Annotated in this window: 18 protein-coding genes; 2 read left to right on the plus strand and 16 right to left on the minus strand. The window is 58.8% G+C overall.

Annotation, left to right across the window (positions count from 1 at the left end; translation table 11 throughout):
• Positions 1–94: 94 nt before the first annotated feature.
• Positions 95–1,285: an amino acid aminotransferase gene (locus ACLH1I_RS06030; RefSeq protein ID WP_004201405.1), complete on the plus strand. Its 1,191-nt coding sequence runs from the start codon at positions 95–97 to the stop codon at positions 1,283–1,285.
• A gap of 66 nt (positions 1,286–1,351) precedes the next feature.
• On the opposite strand, the gene ACLH1I_RS06035 is transcribed toward ACLH1I_RS06030, so the two are convergent.
• From ACLH1I_RS06035 to cmoM, 7 genes are all read right to left on the minus strand, one after another.
• A complete protein-coding gene (locus tag ACLH1I_RS06035; RefSeq protein WP_004201404.1) occupies positions 1,352–1,999 on the minus strand; it encodes an MBL fold metallo-hydrolase in 648 nt (215 codons plus the stop codon).
• Between the two features lie 13 nt (positions 2,000–2,012).
• Complete coding sequence (locus ACLH1I_RS06040) at positions 2,013–2,564, minus strand: YcbK family protein (protein ID WP_004201403.1); 552 nt, start codon at positions 2,562–2,564, stop codon at positions 2,013–2,015.
• Between the two features lie 303 nt (positions 2,565–2,867).
• Entirely contained in the window at positions 2,868–4,658 is a 1,791-nt protein-coding gene (ldtD, locus tag ACLH1I_RS06045; RefSeq protein ID WP_064794439.1) for a L,D-transpeptidase, read from the minus strand.
• A gap of 200 nt (positions 4,659–4,858) precedes the next feature.
• Positions 4,859–9,307 (minus strand): chromosome partition protein MukB, encoded by a 4,449-nt coding sequence (mukB, locus tag ACLH1I_RS06050; protein ID WP_023320073.1) that lies wholly within the window; start codon positions 9,305–9,307, stop codon positions 4,859–4,861.
• The gene (mukE, locus tag ACLH1I_RS06055) at positions 9,307–10,011 is read right to left on the minus strand and encodes a chromosome partition protein MukE (RefSeq protein WP_004150840.1); all 705 of its coding nucleotides are present in this window, start codon (positions 10,009–10,011) and stop codon (positions 9,307–9,309) included. The genes mukB and mukE overlap by 1 nt, the downstream gene beginning before the upstream one ends.
• Positions 9,992–11,314, minus strand: coding sequence for a chromosome partition protein MukF (gene mukF / locus ACLH1I_RS06060; RefSeq protein ID WP_002898189.1), 1,323 nt, complete (start codon positions 11,312–11,314; stop codon positions 9,992–9,994). Before mukF ends, mukE begins: the two co-directional genes overlap by 20 nt.
• Complete coding sequence (gene cmoM, locus ACLH1I_RS06065; RefSeq protein WP_017899447.1) at positions 11,311–12,111, minus strand: tRNA uridine 5-oxyacetic acid(34) methyltransferase CmoM; 801 nt, start codon at positions 12,109–12,111, stop codon at positions 11,311–11,313. The genes mukF and cmoM overlap by 4 nt, the downstream gene beginning before the upstream one ends.
• 121 nt (positions 12,112–12,232) lie before the next feature.
• On the opposite strand from cmoM, the gene elyC reads away from it, so the two are divergent.
• Positions 12,233–13,012 carry an envelope biogenesis factor ElyC gene (gene elyC / locus ACLH1I_RS06070; RefSeq protein WP_004201396.1) on the plus strand — a complete coding sequence of 260 codons (780 nt, stop codon included), beginning with the start codon at positions 12,233–12,235 and terminating at the stop codon, positions 13,010–13,012.
• Here elyC and ACLH1I_RS06075 read toward each other — a convergent pair.
• The 9 genes from ACLH1I_RS06075 to rpsA form a co-directional block, all read right to left on the minus strand.
• Positions 12,989–13,882, minus strand: coding sequence for a YcbJ family phosphotransferase (locus tag ACLH1I_RS06075; RefSeq protein ID WP_004201393.1), 894 nt, complete (start codon positions 13,880–13,882; stop codon positions 12,989–12,991). The genes elyC and ACLH1I_RS06075 overlap by 24 nt on opposite strands.
• A 137-nt stretch (positions 13,883–14,019) precedes the next feature.
• Complete coding sequence (kdsB, locus tag ACLH1I_RS06080) at positions 14,020–14,766, minus strand: 3-deoxy-manno-octulosonate cytidylyltransferase (RefSeq protein WP_004201392.1); 747 nt, start codon at positions 14,764–14,766, stop codon at positions 14,020–14,022.
• Complete coding sequence (gene ycaR / locus ACLH1I_RS06085) at positions 14,763–14,945, minus strand: protein YcaR (protein WP_004201390.1); 183 nt, start codon at positions 14,943–14,945, stop codon at positions 14,763–14,765. Before ycaR ends, kdsB begins: the two co-directional genes overlap by 4 nt.
• Positions 14,946–15,008: 63 nt before the next feature.
• A complete protein-coding gene (locus ACLH1I_RS06090; RefSeq protein WP_064794440.1) occupies positions 15,009–16,238 on the minus strand; it encodes a winged helix-turn-helix domain-containing protein in 1,230 nt (409 codons plus the stop codon).
• A gap of 54 nt (positions 16,239–16,292) precedes the next feature.
• Positions 16,293–17,273, minus strand: a complete 981-nt coding sequence (lpxK, locus tag ACLH1I_RS06095) for a tetraacyldisaccharide 4'-kinase (protein WP_017899445.1) — start codon at positions 17,271–17,273, stop codon at positions 16,293–16,295.
• On the minus strand, positions 17,270–19,018 hold the full coding sequence (gene msbA / locus ACLH1I_RS06100) for a lipid A ABC transporter ATP-binding protein/permease MsbA (RefSeq protein ID WP_004201387.1): 1,749 nt from the start codon (positions 19,016–19,018) through the stop codon (positions 17,270–17,272). The genes lpxK and msbA overlap by 4 nt, the downstream gene beginning before the upstream one ends.
• A 36-nt stretch (positions 19,019–19,054) precedes the next feature.
• Positions 19,055–21,319, minus strand: a complete 2,265-nt coding sequence (locus ACLH1I_RS06105; protein WP_411302738.1) for a ComEC family protein — start codon at positions 21,317–21,319, stop codon at positions 19,055–19,057.
• Positions 21,320–21,521: 202 nt separating this feature from the next.
• On the minus strand, positions 21,522–21,809 hold the full coding sequence (gene ihfB, locus ACLH1I_RS06110; RefSeq protein WP_002898165.1) for an integration host factor subunit beta: 288 nt from the start codon (positions 21,807–21,809) through the stop codon (positions 21,522–21,524).
• A 151-nt stretch (positions 21,810–21,960) separates the two neighbouring features.
• Positions 21,961–23,634, minus strand: coding sequence for a 30S ribosomal protein S1 (gene rpsA, locus ACLH1I_RS06115; protein ID WP_002898162.1), 1,674 nt, complete (start codon positions 23,632–23,634; stop codon positions 21,961–21,963).
• Between the last annotated feature and the right edge of the window lie 87 nt (positions 23,635–23,721).

Genomic DNA, 23,721 nt, shown 5'->3' on the forward strand with positions numbered 1-23,721 from the left:
CTTCGCGCTTTTTGTCGCAAACGGTTGGCAATTCGTTGTTCTCCCGTTAACCTGATAGCGGATTTCCCTTCAGTAATCACAATGGAACCTCGTCATGTTTGAGAACATTACCGCCGCCCCAGCCGACCCGATTTTAGGTCTGGCCGATCTGTTTCGTGCCGATGACCGCCCTGAAAAGATTAACCTCGGAATTGGTGTTTACAAGGATGAAACTGGTAAAACCCCCGTTCTGACCAGCGTCAAAAAAGCAGAGCAGTACCTGCTGGAAAATGAAACGACTAAAAACTATCTGGGCATCGATGGTATTCCTGAATTTGGTCGCTGCACCCAGGAGCTGCTGTTCGGTAAAGGCAATGCGATTATCGCCGATAAACGCGCCCGCACCGCGCAGACCCCGGGCGGTACCGGTGCACTGCGCGTCGCCGCAGACTTCCTCGCCGAAAACACCGACGTGAAACGCGTGTGGGTAAGCAACCCGAGCTGGCCAAACCATAAGAGTGTGTTTACCTCCGCCGGGCTGGAAGTGCGTGAATATGCCTACTACGACGCGGCTAACCACGCGCTGGACTTTGATGGTCTGCTTGCCAGCCTGAACGAAGCCCAGGCGGGCGACGTGGTACTGTTCCACGGCTGCTGCCACAACCCGACCGGTATCGATCCCACGCTCGATCAGTGGCAGACGCTGGCGCAGCTGTCGGTCGAGAAAGGCTGGCTGCCGCTGTTCGATTTCGCCTATCAGGGCTTCGCCCGCGGCCTGGAAGAAGATGCTGAAGGGTTGCGCGCCTTTGCTGCTCTGCATAAAGAGCTGCTGGTCGCCAGCTCCTACTCGAAAAACTTTGGCCTGTACAACGAGCGCGTCGGCGCCTGCACTCTGGTCGCCGCCGATCAGGAGACTGTAGACCGCGCATTCAGCCAGATGAAGTCGGTGATCCGCGCTAACTACTCCAACCCGCCTGCGCACGGCGCGTCCGTGGTGGCGACCATTCTGAGCAACGATGCGCTGAGGGCGATCTGGGAGCAGGAGCTGACCGATATGCGCCAGCGCATTCAGCGCATGCGACTGCTGTTCGTCAACACCCTGCAGGAGAAAGGCGCGAGCCGCGACTTCAGCTTTATCAGCAAACAGAACGGTATGTTCTCGTTCAGCGGCCTGACGAAAGAGCAGGTGCTGCGTCTGCGTGAAGAGTTCGCCATTTATGCGGTCGCGTCCGGCCGTATCAACGTGGCCGGCATGACGCCTGACAACATGGCGCCGCTGTGCGAAGCCATCGTCGCCGTGCTGTAAGCAATATTATTCGATATCAAGAAAAAGGCCGCGAATGCGGCCTTTTTTATGTTCGCGTCAGGTGGGTTACCAGACCGGCATCTCATCCTGCAGGAACGGGTTGTTGCGGCGTTCCTCACCCAGCGTCGACAGCGGACCATGGCCGGGAATAAAGGTCACGTCATCGCCCAACGGCAACAGCTTATCCTTAATGGCCGCGATCAGCTGCCCATGGTCGCCGCGTGGAAAATCACTGCGCCCCACTCCGCCTTTGAAAATCACATCCCCGGAAATAAGCAGTCGGGAAGCGTCATCAAAGAAGACCACATGACCAGGAGTATGGCCTGGGCAGTGCAGCACCCGCAGCGCCACATTCCCCACATTAACCACGTCGCCTTCATTAAGCCAGCGATCCGGACGCAGCGGCTGGCAATCCTCCAGGCCGAACATCCGGCTTTGCGCCGGTAAGCCTTCCAGCCAGAACTCATCTTCTTTTTCCGGACCAATAACCGGCACGCCATAATGCTCCGCCAGTTCCGCAGCGGCGCCGACGTGATCGAGGTGGCCATGCGTCAGCAGAATCTGCATCAGCGTGACGCCAGCCTCCGTCACCACCGCTTTGATACGTTCAGCATCGCCGCCAGGATCGACCAGCGCCGCCAGCCGGGTTTGTTCGCACCAGATAAGAGAACAGTTCTGCGCGAACGCGGTAACCGGAATAATACGATAGTTCATGACGCTCCTTTCGTTACCAGTGCCTTACGGGACCGGTATCAATATGCACAAAGTTACTACGTGGGTAATATCCTACACCACCTGCGCGCATAGATAACGCCGCTTTGCGAATATTGCTTAACGAAATACCTTCAATATGGAAATCCATTGCCTGCCCCTTGGTGTGATAGCTGTGTTTTGCTACACCACGGCTTCGTGCGCGAAGCTCATCATTGGTATCGAGGGAACGATAGCCAGAGATAAGCTGGACAGGTTTGTTGGTGCCAAGTAGTCCCTGCAACCGATAAAGATGATCGAACAGATTTGGATCGATGGACTTAATTTTATTCGCGCGGTAATCACGGAAAAAATGGTTAAGTCTTGCTAATTCATCCTGAATATAGCCTCTGCCATCGAAAAACTCCGCCTTGAGTGATTCACCAGTATGCAGGTTATTCAGCGTCAAAATACGCGGACGGGGGGTCGAGAGGGTGGCAAATGCCGGCGCAGGGAGAATGGCGGCAGCACCCAGCGCAGCACCACCCAACGCCAGCAATCTGCGGCGATTAGCGTCAAATTTGTCCATGATAATCAGGTCTACAGTCAATGAATCGTTATATACTTTTTCCGCCTTGCGCGATGCAGAACCTCAGCACGCCATCGCTCGCCACAGCCTTGATGCAGCCCGGCAAAAGAGAGCGTTCGCGCTGACCGCGCTACGCATTGAGCGGAATGATATGTATATGCACTTCTGGCGCACGAAAGGCACCTTACCGGGCATTATTGCCAACGTCAAGGCAGCCTCACCCCAGGAAAATCGGGCGCTGCAGAGGAGCAGCGCCCTTTTTTACCCAGTGCTAGGACAACAAAATCCATTGAACTACTTCATTTACCTGATTAATTGTTCAGCTTTCGTCAGAATTTGTGCGCTGGATCGCGCAGTGATATCGTAATTGTAAATATCTGTTCGATATTGTGTATGTCCATCAGCGTCCACAAACGCCGTTAAGTAATATAAATTCACCGGTATATTTTGCCGAATATTGACATAGCGCGTGTCCCCTTGCTTCAGGGCATCAGAAATACGCGAGTCATTCCAGCCCGCATCCTGCAGCAGCATATTGGCCAGCTCCGAAGCCTTATTCACCCTCACACAGCCGGAACTGAGCGCACGAACATCCTTCTGGAACAGATTATGGTTCGGCGTATCGTGCAGGTAGATGGCATCGGAGCTCGGCATATTGAACTTGTAGCGTCCGAGCGAGTTACGCGCCCCGGGCGCCTGCTGGAAGCGGAACGGTAAGTTGTTCTCGGTGATGGTCGACCAGTCAACCCGATAAGGATCGATGGTCTCTTTACTGTTCCAGCCGCGCATCACGGTGTAGCCATGCTGCTCCAGATAGCCTGGATTGTTACGCACCTTCGGCAGGATATCTTTGCGCGCCAGGGTTGGCGGCACGTTCCACGGCGGATTGACCACCACGTTATTCAGCGCGCTGCTCATCATTGGCGTTTTGCGGTCCGGACGCCCCACAATCACCCGCGAGGCCAGCACCTGGCTGCCGTCCTGGTAATAGACCAGCGAGAACGCCGGAATATTGACCATAATGCCGGTGGATAGTTTGCCCGGCAGTAAGCGTAAACGCTGAATATTCAGGGCCAGCACCCCTGCGCGCTGCGCGGAAGAGACGTTGAGCCAGTCGCGAGTCGACTGGCCGATGACGCCATCCGCCCCCAGCCCCTGCATCGCCTGGAAGCGCTTAACCCCCTCCACCAGCTGGCGATCGTACACGCCGCGCGCCGCGGGTTTGCTCTTTTTCTTCGCCGACGGGCTCACCACATCGCCAGGCAGAACGATATTGGCGGTATTGTCCAGCATCCCGGTACGCTGGAGGATCTCGCGCAGGGCACCGATATCATTGCTCCATTCGCCGGGGCGCAGCGAGCCGCTGCCGGTCATCTGCGGCCACGGGCGAGAATCAGCCACCAGCGCCAGCAGCGACTGATGCATGGCTTCATACTGCGGATGATGCGGCGCCAGGCCGGCGATAAACGCCGGCAGGGAGCCATTGTCCAGCGCCAGCTGCCACTGGTTAATCACCGACAGCGGCGGGGTCGCCATCTTGTACGGCGTTGAACTGTACAACCAGCGGGTCCCCTGGGTGGGGATGCCGCTGATAAAGTGCAGATAGCCCATCATGGCGTCCGACAGCACCACATCGCGCGCCATGCCGCTGACGGCGGGATCGGTCAGCAGACTGACCCAGGTGGTAAACTGCGGCTGAAAACCGGCGATGGCGATCTCCGCCAGCTGCTGCTGGAACGCCTGCACCGCCTCGCGGTTTTCCCACATCGGTTTCATATCCCTGGCGGCGTACAGCGACACCAGCGGATTCATAAAGACGGGTTTATACCCTGCCGGCAACAGCGCCTCGATCTGGGCGCGACTGTTTGCCGCCGTCGCCATCGACAGCGGCTGCTCACCGGCCAGCTTCGCGACCGCCGGCGATTGCCCATCGCTTTGCGCCAGCGCGACAGAGACCTCAGCGGGCGTCGCGGAACTGTCGCCGGGTACGACTTCAGGCTCTTCGGCCTGGACATTGAACAGCGGAGCAAATGCCAGTGCCAGGCTCAGGCTGAGCGCTGACAATGGACGACCATACCGTTTCTTTAGCAACATCCCTTGCCCCCTGTTGTCACACATTGCAGCCCACAAAATTGGGGCTCTTTTTCAGTATATAAAGACGAAAAGACTTTTGCCTTACCTAATGTAAAGAAGTTTAAAGATTATACCACCCTGACATGCCGGGCTGGATAGAAAAAAAGGGCAACTTAACGTTGCCCTCTTCACCGCTTAACCGCCAGAATGTAGCCGCAGCCTCAGGAGGCGTCGGCCGTTCCCGGCAGCGCTTCCGGCAGCGGCGCGGCAAACCCGCGCAGCCCCACCACGTGGACGTGTTCGTGATTATTGAACACTTTACGCACCAGTTTATAGGTGGTGCCTTTCTCCGGACTGATGTTCTCCGGCGCCGCGATAATCAGCTGCATCTCCAGACGTTCGCACAGCTCGAACAGCGTGGCGATGGAGCGGGCATCGAGACGCGCCGCTTCATCGAGGAACAGCAGACGGCAAGGCGAGATATCCTTGCCGCGCAGCCGGCGGGATTCATCTTCCCAGCTCTGGACGACCATCACCAGAATCGACATCCCGGTACCGATCGCTTCCCCGGTGGACAGCGCGCCGGACTCCGCGCGTAGCCAGCCGTCGGAGCCGCGGTTAACTTCCACTTCCATCTCCAGATAGTTGCGGTAGTCGAGCAGCTCTTCACCGATGGTTTGCGGCGTGCGCTGCCCCATGTCGATCTGCGGATTCAGGCGCTGATAGAGCTTAGCCAGCGCTTCCGAGAAGGTCAGGCGGTTGCTGTTGAAGAGATCCTGATGCTGTTCATGCTGCTCGGAGAGCACATCGAGCAGCATCGAATGGGTCTCACGCACATTGACGTTCAGACGCACGCTATTGACCTGGCCGAAGGAGACGCTCTGCAATCCCTGATTGAGCATCCGGATACGATTCTGCTCGCGCTGAATGGTTTTGCGAATAATGTTGGCCACGCTGCGGGAGCTGATGGCCAGCTTCTGTTCGCGGTTTGTTAGCTCTTCGGTCAGGCGGCTGAGCTCAATCTCCATCTGCTCGATCGCTTCCACCGGATCATCGGTGCGGATAATATCCTGGCGGATACGCTCGCGCAGATGCTGGTAAACGGCAACGAAGAACTGAATTTTGCGCTCCGGACGCTTCGGATCTTCCGAGATACGCAGCACGTCGCGCAGATGTTCGTTATCAGCGACAGCCAGACGCAGCGCACCGAGCGCCTTATCCGACATGGAGCGCAGCTCGTCGGCGGAAAGATAGGCCAGCTCGCGGCGGTGCAGACGACGCTCGACGCCGTTGTCTTTCACCAGGCGCATCACCGCGCACCAGCCCGCCTTAGCGGTCACCACCTGCTCGCGCATTTCGCAATAATCGCGCTCTAACTTGCGCAGTTTGCGGGTCAGGTTGTCCATTTCCGCTTCGCAGAAGGTCAACGCTTTCTCCAGCTGATTGCGACGGGAGCGGTTATTGCTCAGCTGCATGTGCAGCTCATCGCGACGCGCACGGGCCCGCTCTTCCGCGCCGGCATCGGCGCGTACGCCAATGTCCTGCAGCTCTTTATACAGATCGTTAAGCAGCTCTTTCTTGGTGTCATACGAGCTCTTCAGCGAGGCCAACACCTGATTGTACTGGCTAAGCTGCGCCGCATGGGCACGCATCGCGTCGCGCGCGCGGCTGCGTTCGGTTTCCGCCTGCTCCAGACGCTGGCGCAGCTTCTCGTTGAGATCGCTGTTGCCGCTGAGCATTTCCGCCGAATCGGAGTAACTGAAGTGGGCCCGGCGCTGGACGACCTCCGCCAGGGCAAAAGCCTGCTGGCGCGCATCGCGCTGGGTCTGCTGCGCATAGGCGTAATCTTCTTTCAGCTGCTCAAACTGCTCCGGATCGCTCTGCAGCACCGAAACAATAGGCTCCAGCTTCGCCAACTGATTGCCGTGCTGCTGAATAAAGCGCGCGGCCTCCTGCGCTTCATCCAGACGTTCCTGGATCTCGTCCACGCGGTCGGCCAGCGTATCATCCGCCAGCAGATTCAGGCGCGGCAGCAGGCGGTTAAGCGCCGACACGCCCTCTTTCGCCTGCTCATACTGCACGCGGTTCTGTTGGTTATCGCTTTCATGGGCGCTCAGCGCGCGCTCCAGCTCGCCGCGGCGGCTGTTGAGTTTGCGGATCTCTTCTTCCGGATCGTCCTCGAAGGCCACCGCCAGATGGCTGCCAATGAAGCGGCTAAAAGCCTGATGCAAACGCTGTGTTTTCTGCACGTCAAACGACAGGGTCGCAAAACGCTCGGACAGCGATTCACGCTCGGCATGCAGGGTTTCAATGCGGTTTTCACGCGCGGCGCGGCCAAACAGCGGCAGCGACGGGAAGCGCGAATAACGCCACTGGCGGTCGGCAATCTTCACCACCACCGCTTTTTCCAGCTCGTCCACGCTGAATACGCTATCGTCAAAGGACTGCGGATCGCCTTCGATCAGATAGAGATCTTCGGGACAATCTTCCAGCCCTTCAAGCTGCTCGGCTACCTGCGACAGATCCGGCACCACGATGGCATGGCGCGACGGACCGTACAGCGCGGAGAAGTACGGCGCATCGTCAAGGCTAACATCATCGTAGATCTCGGACAGCAGAACGCCGCCGAACCGTTCCGCCAGCGCGTTGAGGCGCGGATCTTCCGAACCGCCCGGCTGGCTGAGACGCTCGATTTCTTCGTCGATGGCGCGCTTGCGGGCGCCGACCTCGTCACGTTCAACGATAGCTTCGCGCTCGCGCTCCAGCAGCTGCTGCAGGTATTCGGTAACCTCCTGGCCGGACTCAAACTGCTCGCCGCTCTGCTCGCACAGCTGGTTAAGGCTATTCTGCGCCGCCAGCCAGACCGGCGCCCGGCGCATCAGCGTCTGAGTGCGCGACTGCAGCTGCTCCAGCTCCTGGCGCAGGGTCATGCGCTGTTCCTGAGCGTTAGAAACGCTGTCGGCCAGCGAAGCGATGCGCGCTTCCAGCTCCTGATGCAGCGTTTCCAGATCGTCGATATCGTAGCGTTTGCCCTGGCGTTTGCAGAACTCAGCCAGCTGGCGCTCGGCGTCCTGCTGCTCGCGCAGGCGCTGCTCCAGCTCGTTGAGGCGGCTGCGCAGCCCCTGCGCCTGCTCGGCCTGGTGGCGCTGGTTCACGCCGTCGCGCAGCAATTCGCGCGCCACGTCCCAGGCTTCATTGCGCGCCAGCGGGCCGTTAATCGCCGCCACCAGCTGGTAGGCCTGTTCAAACTGGCTGTGCGCGGTTTGCGCCACGCTCATTTTCTGTTCCAGCGACAGCATTTTCTCCGTCGCTTCCTGCTCTTTCGCCTGGAAGGTTTCCAGCCACTCGTCGGCGCTCTCCGGCGTCAGGTCCGGCAGATGGCACAGCGCCTTCGCGCGCTCCAGCGCCTGCAGCGCCTGGTGATACTGAATGGCTCGGGTCTGCTGCACGTCAAGCGCCTGCTGATAGTCGGCGAGCTGGTTTTTCAGCTCATCCACTTCCAGCTCGGCGGCCTCGGCGCGGGCTTCGTTCTCTTCCTGGCGATCGATGGCTTCCGCCACCACTTCGTTCTGCTCTTCCAGACGGATCTGCAGCTCGTCGAGATCCGCTTCGTAGCGCTCGATTTTTTCCTGCTGACGCAGCGCGGTCTGCACCAGGTTCAGGTGATCGCTGGCGGCCTGGTAATCCGCTTCCAGATCGCCTTCTGCGCCGTTATGCTCCTGCAGCTCGCGCGCCATGTCGACGTGCTTATACTGCTCCGCCGCCAGTTGCGAACGCGAGGTAAAGAGATCGCGACGATACTCCAGCGCCTTATCAAGATGAATACGCCGCTCGTTGGCGTGACGCATATAGTCCGCCGCCACGTAGTTGGTGGCTTCGCTAATCAGATGTTTGAACAGATCGCGATCGGACTGGGTGACGCGGATCGCCTCGAGAGTCATGCGGTTTTCCCGCAGCGCCGCTTCCATATCCTGGAATGCCTTACGCACGCCGCTGTTTTCCGGCAACAGGTAGTCGCGCAGCGAGCGGGTAATGGTGCTGGAGATCCCGCCGTACAGCGAGGCCTCGATCAGGCGATAATATTTACTTCGATCGGAGGCGGAACGCAGACGGCGCGCCACCACGCCCAGATCGAACATCAGCGAATGATACTCGGTGATCGAGTTGAACTGCTTAAACTGGACCCCTTCCATCGCCTCGAGCTTGTCTTTCAGCTCATTGAGACTGACTACGCGCGCCTGGCGATCGTTCAGCGTTTCGGTTAGCAGCTGGGTCGGCAGGATAGAGGTGGGCAGCCCCTGAATGGCGAAAGGCTTGATATCGACTTTGCGATCGCGCCCGGCAACCTGCTGCAGGCGCACGCCGACCACCACGCGCTGATGGCGGGAGTTGATAACGTCGAGCACTGAGTAACAGACGCCGGCGCGCAGCTTACCGTGCAGGCCTTTATCGCGTGAGCCGCTGGTGGCCCCCGCTTCGGTGGTGTTACGGAAGTGCAGCAGGGTTAAATCGGGGATCAGCGCCGTGACGAAGGCCGCCATGGTCGTCGACTTACCGGCGCCGTTCCCCCCGGAGAGGGTGGTGACCAGTTCATCAAGATCAAAGGTCCGGGCAAAGAAGCCGTTCCAGTTAACCAGCGTCAGCGAGCGAAACTTACCGCGTTCAATCATTACTCTTCCTCCCCGCTATCCGGCTGGTTCTCTTCATTCTCATCATTGAGCTGCAGGTGATTTTCCAGGGCCATCGCTTCCCCGTCGCGGATCAGGCGGCGCTGCGCCTCGCGCGGGTCGTCGCCGGCGCGTACATCGGCGCCAAAGCGGAATACCGATTCGGTAATGCGGAACTTACTGCTGTCGTGGCCCATAAACCACACCATCCCCAGACGGCGCAGGCGGTTTAGCGACGCGCGCATTTTTTCCTGCAGCTTCTGACGGTCCAGATCCGAACCGGTGGAACGGTTGTTGACCAGCTTCAGCAGCCTGGATTCATCCGCCAGGGTCAGCAGCTCGTCATACAGCTCCTGCTGGGTGAAAATTCCTTCGTTTGCCAGGCGCTCCGGGCTGAGATAGAGATAGCAAAGAATTTTGCCCACCATCATATCCAGTTCGGACAGCACCGAGCGTGAAATCAGGGTTGTGGAACGCGGGCGCAGGTAGAAAAACCCCTCCGGCGCGCGGATCAGCTCGACGTTATAGCGAGCGTAAAACTCTTCCAGATAATCCTGGAAGTCCATCAAAAATGCGTGATTATCCAGCTCGTCGAGGCCGATATGTCGGCCCGCGCGCAAGGCGCTGTCCAGCGCCGGAAATAACGGATTGGCTAACGCCTGCGCCAACTTAACCGGCATCACTTGTTCAATATTTGTCAATGACATGCGCCTGTACCTTGGCTCCGTAATCATTAATCGGCTGCCATTTGGCTGGCAGTCCGGTGAAATCTGCCTGGGCGACGCCCAGCTGTACCGCCTGATCCACGACGATCCGCGCCACGTCGAAGTGACGCCCGCGCGGATACTGCGCCAGGAACTCCCGCGCCACCAGGCCGAGATCCAGCGGTATTCCTTTCTCTTTATAGACCGCCAGCTGCGCTTCGATCAGCGCCGCCAGCTGCTCGCGAATTTCGTTAAACTCTTCAAATTCGAGGTCCGCCGGTAGCTCGCCGGTGACCTCTTCATCGCGCAGGGCCATCTCCTCGTCGCGCATATCCAGCAGACGGTCGGCGTTGGCGTAAGTCAGCGCCCACGGCTCATCAAAATAGGTCTGTACCGACTGGCGCAGACGCTGGGCGAAGACGCGGTTCTTATCCATATCGATAGCGGTACGGATAAACTTGTGCACGTGGCGGTCATAGCCGATCCACAGGTCAATCGCCTGTTGGCCCCAGCTGACGATGCGGTCCAGCTTGCTTTGCAGGTCGAACACCAGCCGGTCGACAAAATGGAGATCATCGCGCGCCATGGTCGAATCCTGAATGCGCAACAGATTCGCCTGCAGCTTATCCCCCGCCGCATCCAGCGTATCCTGCAGTTCACGCAGGGTGCCGGAGGTTTCCGACAGCAACAGTTCACAGCTGGAAATCGCCGCGCGCCAGTCTTTGTTCAACAGCTGCGCGATATCGTCTTTCACCAGCTGCTGCTGCTCATCCATGATGCGCTGCGTCAGGTCGATGCTGTCGAAAATTTCCGCTACCGAATACTTCAGCGGGGCAAAAACGTTGCGATGCCAGTGAAACTCATCGCCGCCCTCTTCCGCAGCATCCGCCGCGCGCTTCAGCTCGCCGGCGACGATCGACAACTGCATCGAGAGACGCAGCGTCGAAAATTCGCGCTGCCGGATATAATAATCGGTGATCCCGATCCCCAACGGCGTCAGACGATAGATTGCATTGCCTTCGGTAATTTCGCTGGTAAAGCGGTTCAGCAGACGCTGGCGCACCAAATCGTTGATGGCGTTATTGGCGCGCTGGCTGATGGTTTCGCTGGTCTGCTCAAACGCATCACTCACGTGGCGGAACGCATCCACCAGTTCTCCCTCGCTCATTTCCCCTTCCAGCCGTTCGCCATTCAGGGTGGCGATCGCCAGCAGGAAAGAGAGTCTGTCGACCGGCAGCGAGATAGAAAAATCATTTTTCCTGGCCCAGGCAACCAGTTCGGGGACTGTCTGGGAAAATTCACTCATACTTTATCCTTGCATCTGCGGCTATGAGCCTGGCTCTTAAGCGCGGTGACATGAATATAACGGCCCAGGCTGAGGTACGGCTCCTGACGACAGTAGCGCGTCTCCAGCTCCAGCAGCGCCGCATAGCTGTCATGCTGTTGGCGTTTTTCACGCAGATAATCATGAAACACCCGCACGCCGGTTTTGCTGACAATCTGCCAGCCAATCTCTTCCAGCCAGTGATAAACCTGCTGCGGCTCACGCGGATAGTCCGGCGACAGCGTGCGTTTTTTCTTTTTTGGCATGCCCAGTTGTACGTAATCGAAATTACCGGCAACCATATTGTGCATCAGCAGGCCGTTAGCATTGTAGAACATCAACGACAAGCCGCCGCCAGGACGCAGCGTCGACCACAGGGTACGCAGCACCGCCTGGGGCTCCGCCACCCACTCCAGCACCGCATGAAACAGTACCAGATCGACCGGGCTTTCCAAGTGCTGCGCAATATCCTGAGCCGCGCATTGTACAAAATGCATGTTGTCGATCACACCTTTATCGACAGCAGCCTGGCGGGCGCGGGCCACCATTTCAGCGGAGAGATCGCACAGCGTCACGTGATGGCCCAGTTGCGCCACTTTAATGGCCGTTTGCCCTTCGCCGCCGCCGGCATCCAGTACCCTCAGCGGCCCCGGCCCCAGCTGCGCCAGCAGCGGCTCCAGATCCTGCCAGAGGATCGCCTGGCGCAGCTGGCCTTTTGTGGTGCCGTAAATATTGCGCGAAAACTTTTCAGCAATGTCATCGAAATTGCGATCCTGCACGGGCGACTCCACAAGCCAACACAAAACCGCTATTTTGTCATACCCACGCCGAGAATGAAGCGATCTGTTATAAGATCCGAACATAACTTTGGTTATATGGTTAAAAAAGGAACCATCTGGCATGCTTTTCACGCTAAAAAAGATCGTCGGCGGTCTGCTGCTACCGCTTCCTGCCCTGCTGTTGCTGATCGGTATCGGGATCGCCCTGTTATGGTTCAGCCGCTTTCAACGTACCGGGAAGTTTTGCGTGAGCCTCGGCTGGCTGCTGCTGACGCTGCTGAGCCTGCAGCCCGTGGCAGACAGCCTGCTTAAACCGATAGAAGATCGCTATCCCACCTGGCGCGGCGAGCAGCCGGTGAGCTACGTGGTGGTGCTGGGCGGCGGCTATACCTGGAACCCGGAGTGGGCGCCTAGCTCTAACCTTATCAGCAACAGCCTGCCGCGCCTGACGGAGGGCATTCGCCTGTGGCAGGAGAATCCGGGATCGAAAATGATCTTTACCGGCGCGGCGGCAAAAACCAACCCCGTCAGCACGGCGGAGGCCGGGGCGAGAGTGGCGGAGAGCCTCGGCGTACCGCGCAGCGATATCATCGTGCTCGATAAGCCGAAAGATACGGAAGAGGAAGCGCTGGCGGTGAAGGGCGCTATCGGCGACGCCCCCTTCCTGCTGGTCACCTCGGCGTCGCATCTTCCGCGGGCGATGATCTTCTTTCGCCATGCCGGTCTGGATCCGCTGCCCGCGCCGGCTAATCAGATGGCGGTCACATCACCGCTCAATCCGTGGGAGCGGGTCATTCCTTCACCGGTGTGGCTGATGCACAGCGACCGGGTCGGCTATGAAACGCTTGGTCGCGTCTGGCAATGGCTGAAAGGCAGCTCAGGCGAGCCAGGGCAGGAGTGATTTTGCGGCGAGGTCGAAACGGGCGCGGTCAAAGCGCCCGGTATTGACCAGGCTATCCACCTCATCCCACAGCAGATAAAGCCAGCGCCGCCAGACAAAGGCCTCGGAGACCGGCGCCTGCTGCAGGTAACGCCATAGCAGCTGCTCGGCCTGGCCCCCCTCCGCGAGACGGAACAGTTCGTACTCCCGCGGCGCCCACAGCATCATCCCCGGACCAACCATCGCCAGCAGCTGATCGCTGCGCGGATCTTTCAGCATGCTGCGCAGGGTGAAATTGCCGTGCACCAGTACGGCATTATCATTGAAATCGCGGAACAGCTCCGGCAGACACTCGCGGGAGCGGAACAAAACCCGCTTATCCTGCATGGTCAGACCGGTGTCCTGATACAGGTTCAGGGTGCTCCACAACATCGCCACCCGCTGCCGGTACCAGTTCGGCCACAGATTGTCCTGGGTATTATCGACCATCCCCACGCAGCCGCCGCTGTCCTGACGATGCCAGGCCAGCAGCGCCTCGACGATCTGCTCCTGCAGCTGCTCCCAGCGCGCCGGGGTGCGGGTGGGCGCCTCCACCGGGACGCCGCGCAGACGCTCAAGCAGCAGCACGTCCGGCCCGGGATGCTCTTCATGCGTCATCACGCCATAGACCACCGGCATGCGCACCGTACCGCTGCGCGCCAGAGTGGAGATCTTCCAGGCCAGCTGCCGCGCCACGCCGGGGGTGGTGAAACTTCGCGCCAGCAGCGGCATCGGATTTCCCTGCGCGTCATACAGGGACCACAGCGCCGTAGCGGCTTTTTCACTGACACACTCCACCCGGCTCAGCTTTTCGCCAAGCAGGTGACTCAGTTCGGTTCGCAACTGTTCCATTGTCGATTACCCCTATGAACACTACTGATTTCATAATGAGCGCCCGCACCTGGGTTGTCATCGGATAAGATCAAAAATGGGCAAAAAAAGCATAAAACCGGTGGGGATATCCCCTCCTGCAAGGAGGGGACAGAGGACTAACGCAGTTCAGCGCGGACGCGCGCCAGATCTTCAGGGGTATCGACGCCGGTGCCGGGCACTTCGGCCGCCACGGCGACATGGATCTTCTCGCCATACCACAGCACCCGCAGCTGCTCGAGCATTTCTATCTGCTCCAGCGGGCTTGGCGCCCAGCTGACATAGCGGCGAATAAAGCCGGCGCGATAGCCATAGATGCCGATGTGGCGCAGCAGAGAATCACCAATGGCGTCGCGGGAGTGGGCAAAGCGATCGCGATCCCAGGGAATGGTGGCGCGGGAGAAATAGAGCGCATAGCCCTGCGCATCCATCACCACTTTGACCGCATTTGGATTAAACGCCTCTTCCGCATCGTGGATCGGTACCGCCAGCGTCGCCATTCCGCTGGTGCTGGCAGCCAGATTCTCCGCCACCTGGCGGACGATAGCCGGGGGGATCATCGGCTCATCGCCCTGGATATTGACGATGATGGTGTCATCGCTGAACGCGCACTTCTCCACCACCTCCGCCAGCCGTTCGGTGCCGGATTGATGGTCGGCGCGGGTCATGCAGACCTCGCCGCCGGCGGCTTCAACCGCCCGGGCGACCTCTTCGTGATCGGTGGCGACAATAATGCGATCCGCGCCGGATTCGCGGGCGCGCTCCAGCACATGGACAATCATCGGCTTGCCGTTAATGTCCTGCAGTGGTTTTCCCGGCAGGCGCGTGGAGGCGAAACGCGCAGGAATAATGACCACGAAACTCATGAGTGACTCTCTTCTACCGCCAGCGGACGCGCTTCTGTCTCCAGCAGCACAGGGATACCGTCGCGCAGTGGAAACGCCAGACTATCAAGTTTGCAAATAAGTTCTTGCTTATCCTGACTGTAATACAGCTTACCGTTACAGACCGGGCAGGCGATGATTTCAAGTAAACGGTGATCCATGTTTCCTCCTGATGGACCGGATAGATTTCTCAGCAGCATAACACAGGAAGGTCGGCGCCGGGATCAATCGGCATCGATTTCCCACCCTTGCTCCTGGCCGACAAACAGCCCTTCCGGCAGGCGTCGACACAGGATCCGGTCTGCCGATTGCCAGCGTGCGAAGTCGTTGATCGCCCGGCGCAGCCCCTGCTCCAGACCACGGGTGATCTTCACCTCATCCTCCAGCCACAGGGCGAAGATCTCCAGCTCCCGGCTTTTGCGATGTATTTTACTGTCCATCCGCCCGACCAGTTTCCCCTGGTGCAGCAGAGGCAGTACGAAGTAGCCATACTGACGCTTCGGCGCCGGGGTATAGCACTCCAGGCGATAGCTGAAGTTGAACAGTTGCTCAGCGCGCTTCCGATCCCAGACCACCGGGTCGAAAGGCGAGAGCACGGCGCTATGGCTGGCGGTAAGTTTACCGCCGGGCGCGGACTCCAGCTGCGCCAGCGCGTCGCGATGCAGCCACATCTCGCCAAGCGCCTCCACGTCGACTGGCACAACCAGGCCCTCTTCCTGCCAGGCCGCCAGCAAACCCGGTAGCGCCGGCTGACGTAAACGATAGTAATCCGCCAGCCACTGGGGGCGAAAGATGCCGAGGCTGCGGGCGCTGTTGCGCAGCATGATGGCCTCCGCAGCGTCGCGGGGCAGCGCATCGCGCTCGTCGTCCCAGTGCGGCATCACCCGCCGGGTTAAATCATACACGCGGTGAAAGTTGCGCCGCTCCACCACCATCACTTCACCGGCGGTAAACAGCCCTTCCAGGTGGCGCTTATGCGGTTTCCACTCCCACCAGCCGCTGGCGCCTTTGCGTGTGTGGGCAAAATCCGCCGAGCGAACCGGTCCGTTTTGTCCGATATGCTCCAGCAGCTCTGCAATACTTCCGGCATGCTCTTCCATCCACGCGCGATGATATTTCCAGCCCATCTTGTCGGGGTTCAACATTCGGTGGCGCACAAGGGCGAAATCGCTGCGCGGCAGAAAACAGGCTTCATGCGCCCAGTATTCCATCAGCTCGCCGCTGCGTAATGACTCATCCAGCCAGTGCTGCGGATAGCTGCCGAGGCGGCTGAACAACACCAGGTAGGGGCTGCGGGCCACCACGTTGATGGTATCGATTTGCAGCAGCGACATCTGCTGGATGGTGGAAAGGATGTCATTCGGGCGAGCGCGACGCCGGGGCTTTTTTAATAACCCCTGCGCCGCGAGATGGAGGTGGCGCGCCTCATTAAGCGATAGTTGCAATACCGACATGCAGGTTCTCCGTCAGGAATTCCAGCACAGCGGCGAGCAAAGCCGGCGCGTCGGTTAACGTTGCGCCAACGTCGCTAAGTCCGCAAGCAACCGCTGTGCGCGTTCATCGGCCATTATGGCGTCGACCGGTAAATACCACCAGTTCGCAGCGGCGAAATCGCGACATTTCACGGCGTCTTTCTCGGTCATCAGCAGCGTCTGCCCGGCGGTTACCAGAGCGGCGACATCGGCCTGGCTCAGCGCCTGATGGTCCGCCAGCGCCACGGTTTTGACCGGCTGGACACCACAGCTTTCGAGGGTGGCGAAAAAGCGCGGCGGATGGCCGATGCCGGCCATTGCCACTACGTTAGTGAAGGTAGAGACATCGCGACGTTCGCCGGTAAGCAGGTTGACCGCCATCCCGGGACGCAGCTGCATCGGGATCTCTCCCGGACGCGCCACGCCGCCGTTGACGATAATCGCATCAACGCTTTGCAAGCGCGATGCCCGCTCACGCATCGGCCCGGCAGGCAGCCACCAGCCGTTGCCAAAGCGGCGCACGCCGTCGATGACGACAATTTCCCGGTCCCGCGCCAGCTTATAGTGCTGCAACCCATCGTCGGTGACGATAATCTGCAGCTCGTGCGCGCTGAGCAGCGCTTTCACCGCGTCGCTGCGCAGCGGAGAGACCGCCACCGGCGCGCCGGTGCGCTGATGGATGAGCACCGGTTCATCGCCTGCCTGCGCCGTACTGGTCCGGTCAGTTAATACCAGCGGGTAGCGTTCGGCTTTACCGCCGTAGCCGCGAGAGACCACCCCAACGCGAATGCCGCGCTGCTGCAGTTGCTCCACCAGCCAGATCACCACCGGCGTTTTACCGTTGCCGCCGGCGGTCAGGTTACCGACCACCACCACCGGCACCGGCGCGTGCCAGGCTTTTTTCCACCCCAGCTGATAGCTGAGGCGAATCAACGCGCTCACCAAGCCATACAGCCAGGAGAGCGGCAGCAGCAGGCGCCACAGCGGCGACTCACCGGACCAGATGCGCGCGATCATTCGCCGAATTGCATCTTATGCAGCTGGGCGTATACGCCTTTATGCTCCAGCAGGTCATGGTGCGTTCCGCGCTCCACGATCCGCCCGTCTTCAACCACCACAATCTCATCAGCCTGCTCAATGGTTGACAGACGGTGGGCAATAACCAGCGAGGTGCGGTTTTTCTGCAGCTCATCCAGTGCCGCCTGAATCGCACGCTCGGACTCGGTATCCAGCGCCGAGGTGGCTTCATCGAGGATCAGGATCGGGCTGTTACGCAGTAGCGCACGGGCGATAGCAATACGCTGGCGCTGGCCGCCGGACAGCATCACGCCATTTTCGCCGATGATGGTATCCAGGCCATTGTCCATCTTGTTGATGAAGTCCATGGCGTAGGCCATTCGCGCAGCCTCTTCAATCTGCTCGCGGCTGTACTCTTCAGTACGGGCATAGGCAATGTTATTGGCGACGGTATCATTGAACAGGTGCACGTTCTGTGAAACCAGCGCTACCTGGTCGCGCAGCGAGCTCAGCTTGTACTCGCGCAAGTCATGGCCATCCAGCAGGATCTGCCCATCGTCGACATCGTAGAATCGCGTGATCAGGCTGGCGATGGTCGATTTACCCGAACCGGAGCGTCCCACCAGCGCCACAGTTTTCCCTTCCGGGATATCGAGATTGATATTGCGCAGCGCGGCCACTTCGCGACCCGGATAGGTAAAGGTGACGTTCTCGAACTTGAGATTGCCTTTCGCCCGCTCAATGACGCGGGTACCTTCGTCTTTCTCCTGCTCGGAATCGAGGATCGCAAACAGCGTCTGGCATGCCGCCATCCCGCGCTGGAACTGGGCATTGACGTTGGTCAGAGACTTCAGCGGACGCATCAGCGCAATCATGGAGGAGAAGACCACGGTAATGGTCCCAGCGGTCAGGGTGTCCATCACGCTCGGGAAGCTGGCGGCATACAGGACAAAGGCCAGCGCCAGGGAGGCGATAAGCTGAATGATCGGGTCGGAGATAGACGAGGCGGAAACCATTTTCATCCCCTGCAGGCGCATTTTATTGCTGACCTTATCAAAACGTTTGGTTTCCACTTCCTGGCCGCCAAACATCAGCACCTCTTTGTGCCCTTTCAGCATCTGCTCAGCGCTGGTGGTGACCTGCCCCATCGTGTTCTGCATATTCTTACTGATATTGCGAAAACGCTTGGAGACCACGCGGATTGCTACCGACACGATCGGCGCCAGTACAATTAGGATCAACGACAGCTGCCAGCTGTAATAGAACATCATCACGAACAGGCCGATAATCGATGCCCCTTCGCGGACCACGGTGATCAGCGCGCTGGAAGAGGAGGAAGCGACCTGTTCAGAATCATAGGTGATACGTGACAGCAGCGTCCCGGTAGACTGCTTGTCAAAGAAAGCCACCGGCATGCCCATCATGTGGCCGAACAGGCGACGACGCATGGTCATTACCACTTTGCCGGAAACCCAGGAGATACAATAGCTCGAGATGTAGCTGGTGATCCCACGCAGCACCATCAGCCCGATAACCACCAGCGGCATCCATAGCAGCACTGAGCGATCCGTTTTACCAAAACCATCATCCAATAACGGTTTAAGAAGCGATAACATGAAGGTGTCACTGCCCGCGTTAAGCACTAACGCCACCGCCGCTACGATTAGCCCGGCTTTAAACGGTGCAATAATCGGCCAAAGTCGGCGGAAGGTCTGCCACGTGGAGAGATCTTTATCGTTCTGCATTCAATAAACCAGCTTGTGTTGAAATAGCCGCATATTCTACCCGTTATCGGCGGGCGCGCCAAACCACTGATGATACCAACGAGGTAAAACTTGATCCCGTAAGCTATGGATTTGCCACCCTTCTGCAGAAAAAACCACCGTTATCTGCCCCTGCTGCGGCGTGGCGAACCAGCGATACCCCCGCTGGCGATAGCGCTGAACGACCTTGTGCGAGGGCATCCGCCACGCATTGTAGCGCGAAGCGGAAACCAGCGCGGCCGCGCCATCCACCCGCCGGACCAGCAGTTCGCTGGAAGAGGTGTTGCTGCCGTGATGGGGAACCTGAATAAGTGTAGACGCCAGATGCTGCCAGTAGCGGCTGATCATCGCCTGCTCCGCCTGACGTTCTATATCGCCGGTCAGCAGGATGCTGGAGCGACCGTCATCGATTCGCACCACGCAGGAGTGATTGTTTCCCTTTGCCGCGCTGCCCGGCAGCGGCCACAGCGCCTGGAAAGTGAGTCCCTGCCACTGCCAGCGTTCGCCGCGATGGCACGGCAGATGACGCGCCCAGCCTAAAGGGCTGCGCACCCACGCCTGCGGCCATGCCTGCAGCACGGATTCGAGGCCGCCGCGATGGTCAAGATGCTCGTGGCTCAGCATAATCCCCTGCAGCTGCAGATGGTGCCAGCGCAGCCAAGGGATAATCACCTGTCGACCGCTGTCGCCCTGCGGCCATGCCGGCCCGGTATCGTACAATAACGCCTTGCCGTGACGTTCGATCACCATCGCCAGCCCCTGCCCGACATCCAGCATCGTCACCCGCCATTGATCCGCGGGCGGTTGCCGGCTGAATGGCCGCGCCAGCAAAAACAGCACACTCAGACACAGCGCCGGAGTATACCGCCAGATCTGAAAACGCCAGCCCATCACCAGCAGCCACGGCAGGCTACTGATCCAGAGCCAGCGGGCATCCAGCGTCAGCCAGCCGTCCGGTAAACGTCGTAACCCCCAGAACAACACCGCCAGCACGCGATCGGCTGCCAGCCAGATCAGCGACGCCACCACCTCCGGTCCAGTGAGATGCAGGAGCATTCCGGCGAGAATGAGCGGCACCGCCAGCAGGGTCACTAACGGTACCGCCAGCAAATTAGCGGCCATCGACGTCAGGCTTATGCCATGGAAGAGCAGCAGCTGCAGCGGCATCAGCAGCAGCGTCACGCCAGCCTGCAAATGCACGAGGGCGAACAGCGCTTTCCACGGCCAGCGCCAGCGACTGTCAGGCAGCGGTAACCACTGGAACCAGAAGATCAGCCCCGCCACCGCAAAGGCGGATAGCCACAGGCTTTGCGACAACACCGCCAGCGGATCGGCAACCAGAATCGCCCCCAGACAGCAGAGCCACATCTGCCACGCCGTCCAGCGTTGACCCGACAAACGTAAAGCACAACAGACTGCAAGCCCTACGCAAGTGCGCAGGGCCGGTGGCTGCATACCGGTCAGCCAGGCATAGCCGACTGCGCCCGCCAGCCCAGCCAGCAGCGGTATCCGCCAGCCGATCCAGCGCCCCGGGAAAAGGGACTGTAAACCGCGCAGCAGGAGCACGATCAGGGAAGCCGCAAGAGCAATATGCAAACCGGAGATAGCCATCAGGTGGGAGGTGCCTGTGTTCTGCATCAGGACTTTGATCTCCGCCGGCAGCGCCAGCCGCTCCCCCATCCCCAGGCCCAGCATCACCGGATGCCAGGGATAAGTCTGCAATCGCCGGGTCAGCGACGCCAGGTAGCGGGCGCGCAGACTGCAGCGGGTATCCAACGCGTAAGCGGCGACGATCCCCCCGCTCAGCGGCCGATGCTGGGCCAGCGCATAGCGCTGGCTGTCGAAGCCTCCGTCATTGAGCTGCCCATGCACCGGCCGCAGGCGCAGCGTCATTATCCAGCGCTGCCCCGCACAGACGGGGGCTGGTGCAAGTTCCCCGTATAACGTCACGCCAACCGGGGGGAACAGGAAGCGGTCCGCCAGGCGCACAATCTGTCCGCGGTGCAGAGTCTGGCCATCCGTCTCGTGGAGGAACACTTCCGCCTGCCGGGCGGCGCCGGTGAGGTGCTGCGTTGGCCACAGCGCCTGATATGCGCTCAATACTCCCCAGACCATCAGCAGAAGCGTCATCGCCACAACGGCGATGACCGTCCCGCGCAGACGGGTCAGCAACAGCGCCAGTACGCCGGCGAACGCCAGAATGCCCGGGCCCGGCAACGCGGGTAGCCAGAGTAGCGGCAGTATCGCGATGATGGCGCATCCGGCAAGCCATGGTAGACGCATAAACACCTCCCTGTGAGCGGGCAGTGTTACGCAAAGCGAAGCTGACGTCCTCGGGCAGAATTCAGGCGCGCGTGCAGCGTTCCAGACAATCGTCACGTTTGCAGTCAGGCGCTTTTTTTTTGCGAAGCGGGACGTAAATGGCGGGCACAAAAAAAGCACCCGAAGGTGCTTTTATCGTCAGGCCGGTTGCACGTCGTGCAACTCACCCTTCATAAATATTGGCGCGGTCACGTAATTCTTTCCCGGGCTTAAAGTGCGGAACGTACTTACCTTCCAGTTCGACTTTATCACCAGTTTTCGGGTTACGTCCGGTGCGAGGTGCACGATAGTGCAGAGAGAAGCTGCCGAAACCGCGGATTTCAATGCGCTCACCTTGAGCAAGCGTTGAGGCCATATGTTCCAGCATTTCTTTAACAGCATCTTCCACCGCTTTCGCCGGAATGTGAGATTGCTGGCTGGCAAGTCTTTCAATCAATTCTGACTTGGTCATTATTCCTCCGGTTTCCTTCAAGGCAAAAATTAGCTAACAGCTTAAACAAGGGCGGCCGTAGCCGCCCTTTGTGCTTGATTACAGGACGAATCCTGCAATCTGTCAAGTAAACTCGTCACTATTCAGGTTGTTATTACCTGAATGACAAAGATTACTCGCCTTTCGCTGCTTTGAACGCTTCAGCCATGGCGTTGTTGGAGAAGTTCGCGTCTTCCTGCTTGTTCACGGTAGCGATAGCGTCTTTTTCTTCCGCTTCGTCTTTCGCACGTACAGACAGGCTCACTACGCGGTTCTTACGATCCACGCCAGTGAATTTCGCTTCAACTTCGTCGCCAACGCTCAGAACCAGAGTTGCGTCTTCAACGCGGTCACGGGATGCTTCAGAAGCACGCAGGTAACCTTCTACGCCGTCAGCCAGTTCTACGGTTGCGCCTTTAGCGTCAACTGCAGTGACTTTACCAACAACGATAGCGCCTTTCTTGTTCAGAGCAACGTAGTTGTTGAACGGATCTTCCGCCAGCTGTTTAACGCCCAGGGAGATACGCTCACGCTCTGCGTCAACCTGCAGAACAACTGCTGCGATTTCGTCGCCTTTTTTGTATTCACGAACTGCTTCTTCGCCTGCAACGTTCCAGGAGATGTCAGACAGGTGAACCAGGCCGTCGATGCCGCCGTCCAGGCCGATGAAGATACCGAAGTCAGTGATAGACTTGATTTTACCTTCAACACGGTCGCCCTTGTTGTGGGTTTCCGCGAACTGCTGCCATGGGTTAGATTTGCACTGCTTCAGACCCAGGGAGATACGACGACGTTCTTCGTCGATATCCAGAACCATCACTTCCACTACGTCGCCAACGTTAACAACTTTGGACGGGTGGATGTTTTTGTTGGTCCAATCCATTTCGGAAACGTGAACCAGGCCTTCAACGCCTTCTTCGATTTCAACGAAGCAGCCGTAGTCGGTCAGGTTGGTCACGCGACCGGTCAGTTTGGTACCTTCCGGATAACGTTTAGCGATAGCTACCCACGGATCTTCGCCCAGCTGTTTCAGGCCCAGGGATACACGGGTACGCTCGCGGTCGAACTTCAGCACTTTAACAGTGATTTCGTCGCCAACGTTTACGATTTCGCTCGGATGCTTAACGCGTTTCCAGGCCATATCGGTGATGTGCAGCAGGCCGTCAACGCCGCCCAGATCAACGAATGCACCGTAGTCAGTGAGGTTCTTAACGATACCTTTGACTTCCATGCCTTCCTGCAGGTTTTCCAGCAGCTGATCGCGCTCTGCGCTGTTTTCGGATTCGATAACGGCACGACGAGAAACAACAACGTTGTTACGCTTCTGGTCCAGCTTGATGACTTTGAACTCAAGCTCTTTGCCTTCCAGGTGCAGCGTGTCGCGCACCGGACGAACGTCTACCAGGGAACCCGGCAGGAACGCACGAATACCGTTCAGCTCAACAGTGAAGCCACCTTTAACTTTGCCGTTGATAACACCGGTAACAGTTTCAGCGTCTTCGTAAGCTTTTTCCAGCGTGATCCAAGCTTCGTGACGTTTAGCTTTCTCACGGGACAGCAGAGTTTCACCGAAGCCGTCTTCTACTGCATCCAGAGCAACGTCAACTTCGTCACCAACCTGGATTTCCAGCTCGCCCTGGGCGTTTTTGAACTGCTCAGCCGGGATGGCGGACTCAGATTTCAGACCGGCGTCAACCAGTACTACGTCTTTGTCGATAGCAACAACAACACCACGAACGATGGAACCCGGGCGGGTTTCGATTTCTTTTAAGGATTCTTCAAACAGTTGAGCAAAAGATTCAGTCATGTTTAATCTTCAGGTTAATATTAACGTCCACCTGGCTCCGTGCCGGATGGGGTTGTTTCACATACCCGCTGACCATCCATTGCCGCG

This window comes from Klebsiella sp. 1SOBk10mer (assembly GCF_046602535.1).
GTDB lineage: Bacteria > Pseudomonadota > Gammaproteobacteria > Enterobacterales > Enterobacteriaceae > Klebsiella > Klebsiella quasipneumoniae.

Bases quoted from the DNA above. Each gene is read 5' to 3' on its own strand.
- ACLH1I_RS06075 (WP_004201393.1), bottom strand. From the start codon at position 13,882: ATGGAACAGTTGCGAACCGAACTGAGTCACCTGCTTGGCGAAAAGCTG.
- mukE (WP_004150840.1), bottom strand. From the start codon at position 10,011: ATGTCATTGACAAATATTGAACAAGTGATGCCGGTTAAGTTGGCGCAG.
- rpsA (WP_002898162.1), bottom strand. From the start codon at position 23,634: ATGACTGAATCTTTTGCTCAACTGTTTGAAGAATCCTTAAAAGAAATC.
- ldtD (WP_064794439.1), bottom strand. From the start codon at position 4,658: ATGTTGCTAAAGAAACGGTATGGTCGTCCATTGTCAGCGCTCAGCCTG.
- ACLH1I_RS06105 (WP_411302738.1), bottom strand. From the start codon at position 21,319: ATGCGTCTACCATGGCTTGCCGGATGCGCCATCATCGCGATACTGCCG.
- ACLH1I_RS06035 (WP_004201404.1), bottom strand. From the start codon at position 1,999: ATGAACTATCGTATTATTCCGGTTACCGCGTTCGCGCAGAACTGTTCT.
- lpxK (WP_017899445.1), bottom strand. From the start codon at position 17,273: ATGATCGCGCGCATCTGGTCCGGTGAGTCGCCGCTGTGGCGCCTGCTG.
- kdsB (WP_004201392.1), bottom strand. From the start codon at position 14,766: ATGAGTTTCGTGGTCATTATTCCTGCGCGTTTCGCCTCCACGCGCCTG.
- ACLH1I_RS06040 (WP_004201403.1), bottom strand. From the start codon at position 2,564: ATGGACAAATTTGACGCTAATCGCCGCAGATTGCTGGCGTTGGGTGGT.
- ACLH1I_RS06030 (WP_004201405.1), top strand. From the start codon at position 95: ATGTTTGAGAACATTACCGCCGCCCCAGCCGACCCGATTTTAGGTCTG.
- ycaR (WP_004201390.1), bottom strand. From the start codon at position 14,945: ATGGATCACCGTTTACTTGAAATCATCGCCTGCCCGGTCTGTAACGGT.
- elyC (WP_004201396.1), top strand. From the start codon at position 12,233: ATGCTTTTCACGCTAAAAAAGATCGTCGGCGGTCTGCTGCTACCGCTT.
- msbA (WP_004201387.1), bottom strand. From the start codon at position 19,018: ATGCAGAACGATAAAGATCTCTCCACGTGGCAGACCTTCCGCCGACTT.
- mukF (WP_002898189.1), bottom strand. From the start codon at position 11,314: ATGAGTGAATTTTCCCAGACAGTCCCCGAACTGGTTGCCTGGGCCAGG.
- ACLH1I_RS06090 (WP_064794440.1), bottom strand. From the start codon at position 16,238: ATGTCGGTATTGCAACTATCGCTTAATGAGGCGCGCCACCTCCATCTC.
- mukB (WP_023320073.1), bottom strand. From the start codon at position 9,307: ATGATTGAACGCGGTAAGTTTCGCTCGCTGACGCTGGTTAACTGGAAC.
- ihfB (WP_002898165.1), bottom strand. From the start codon at position 21,809: ATGACCAAGTCAGAATTGATTGAAAGACTTGCCAGCCAGCAATCTCAC.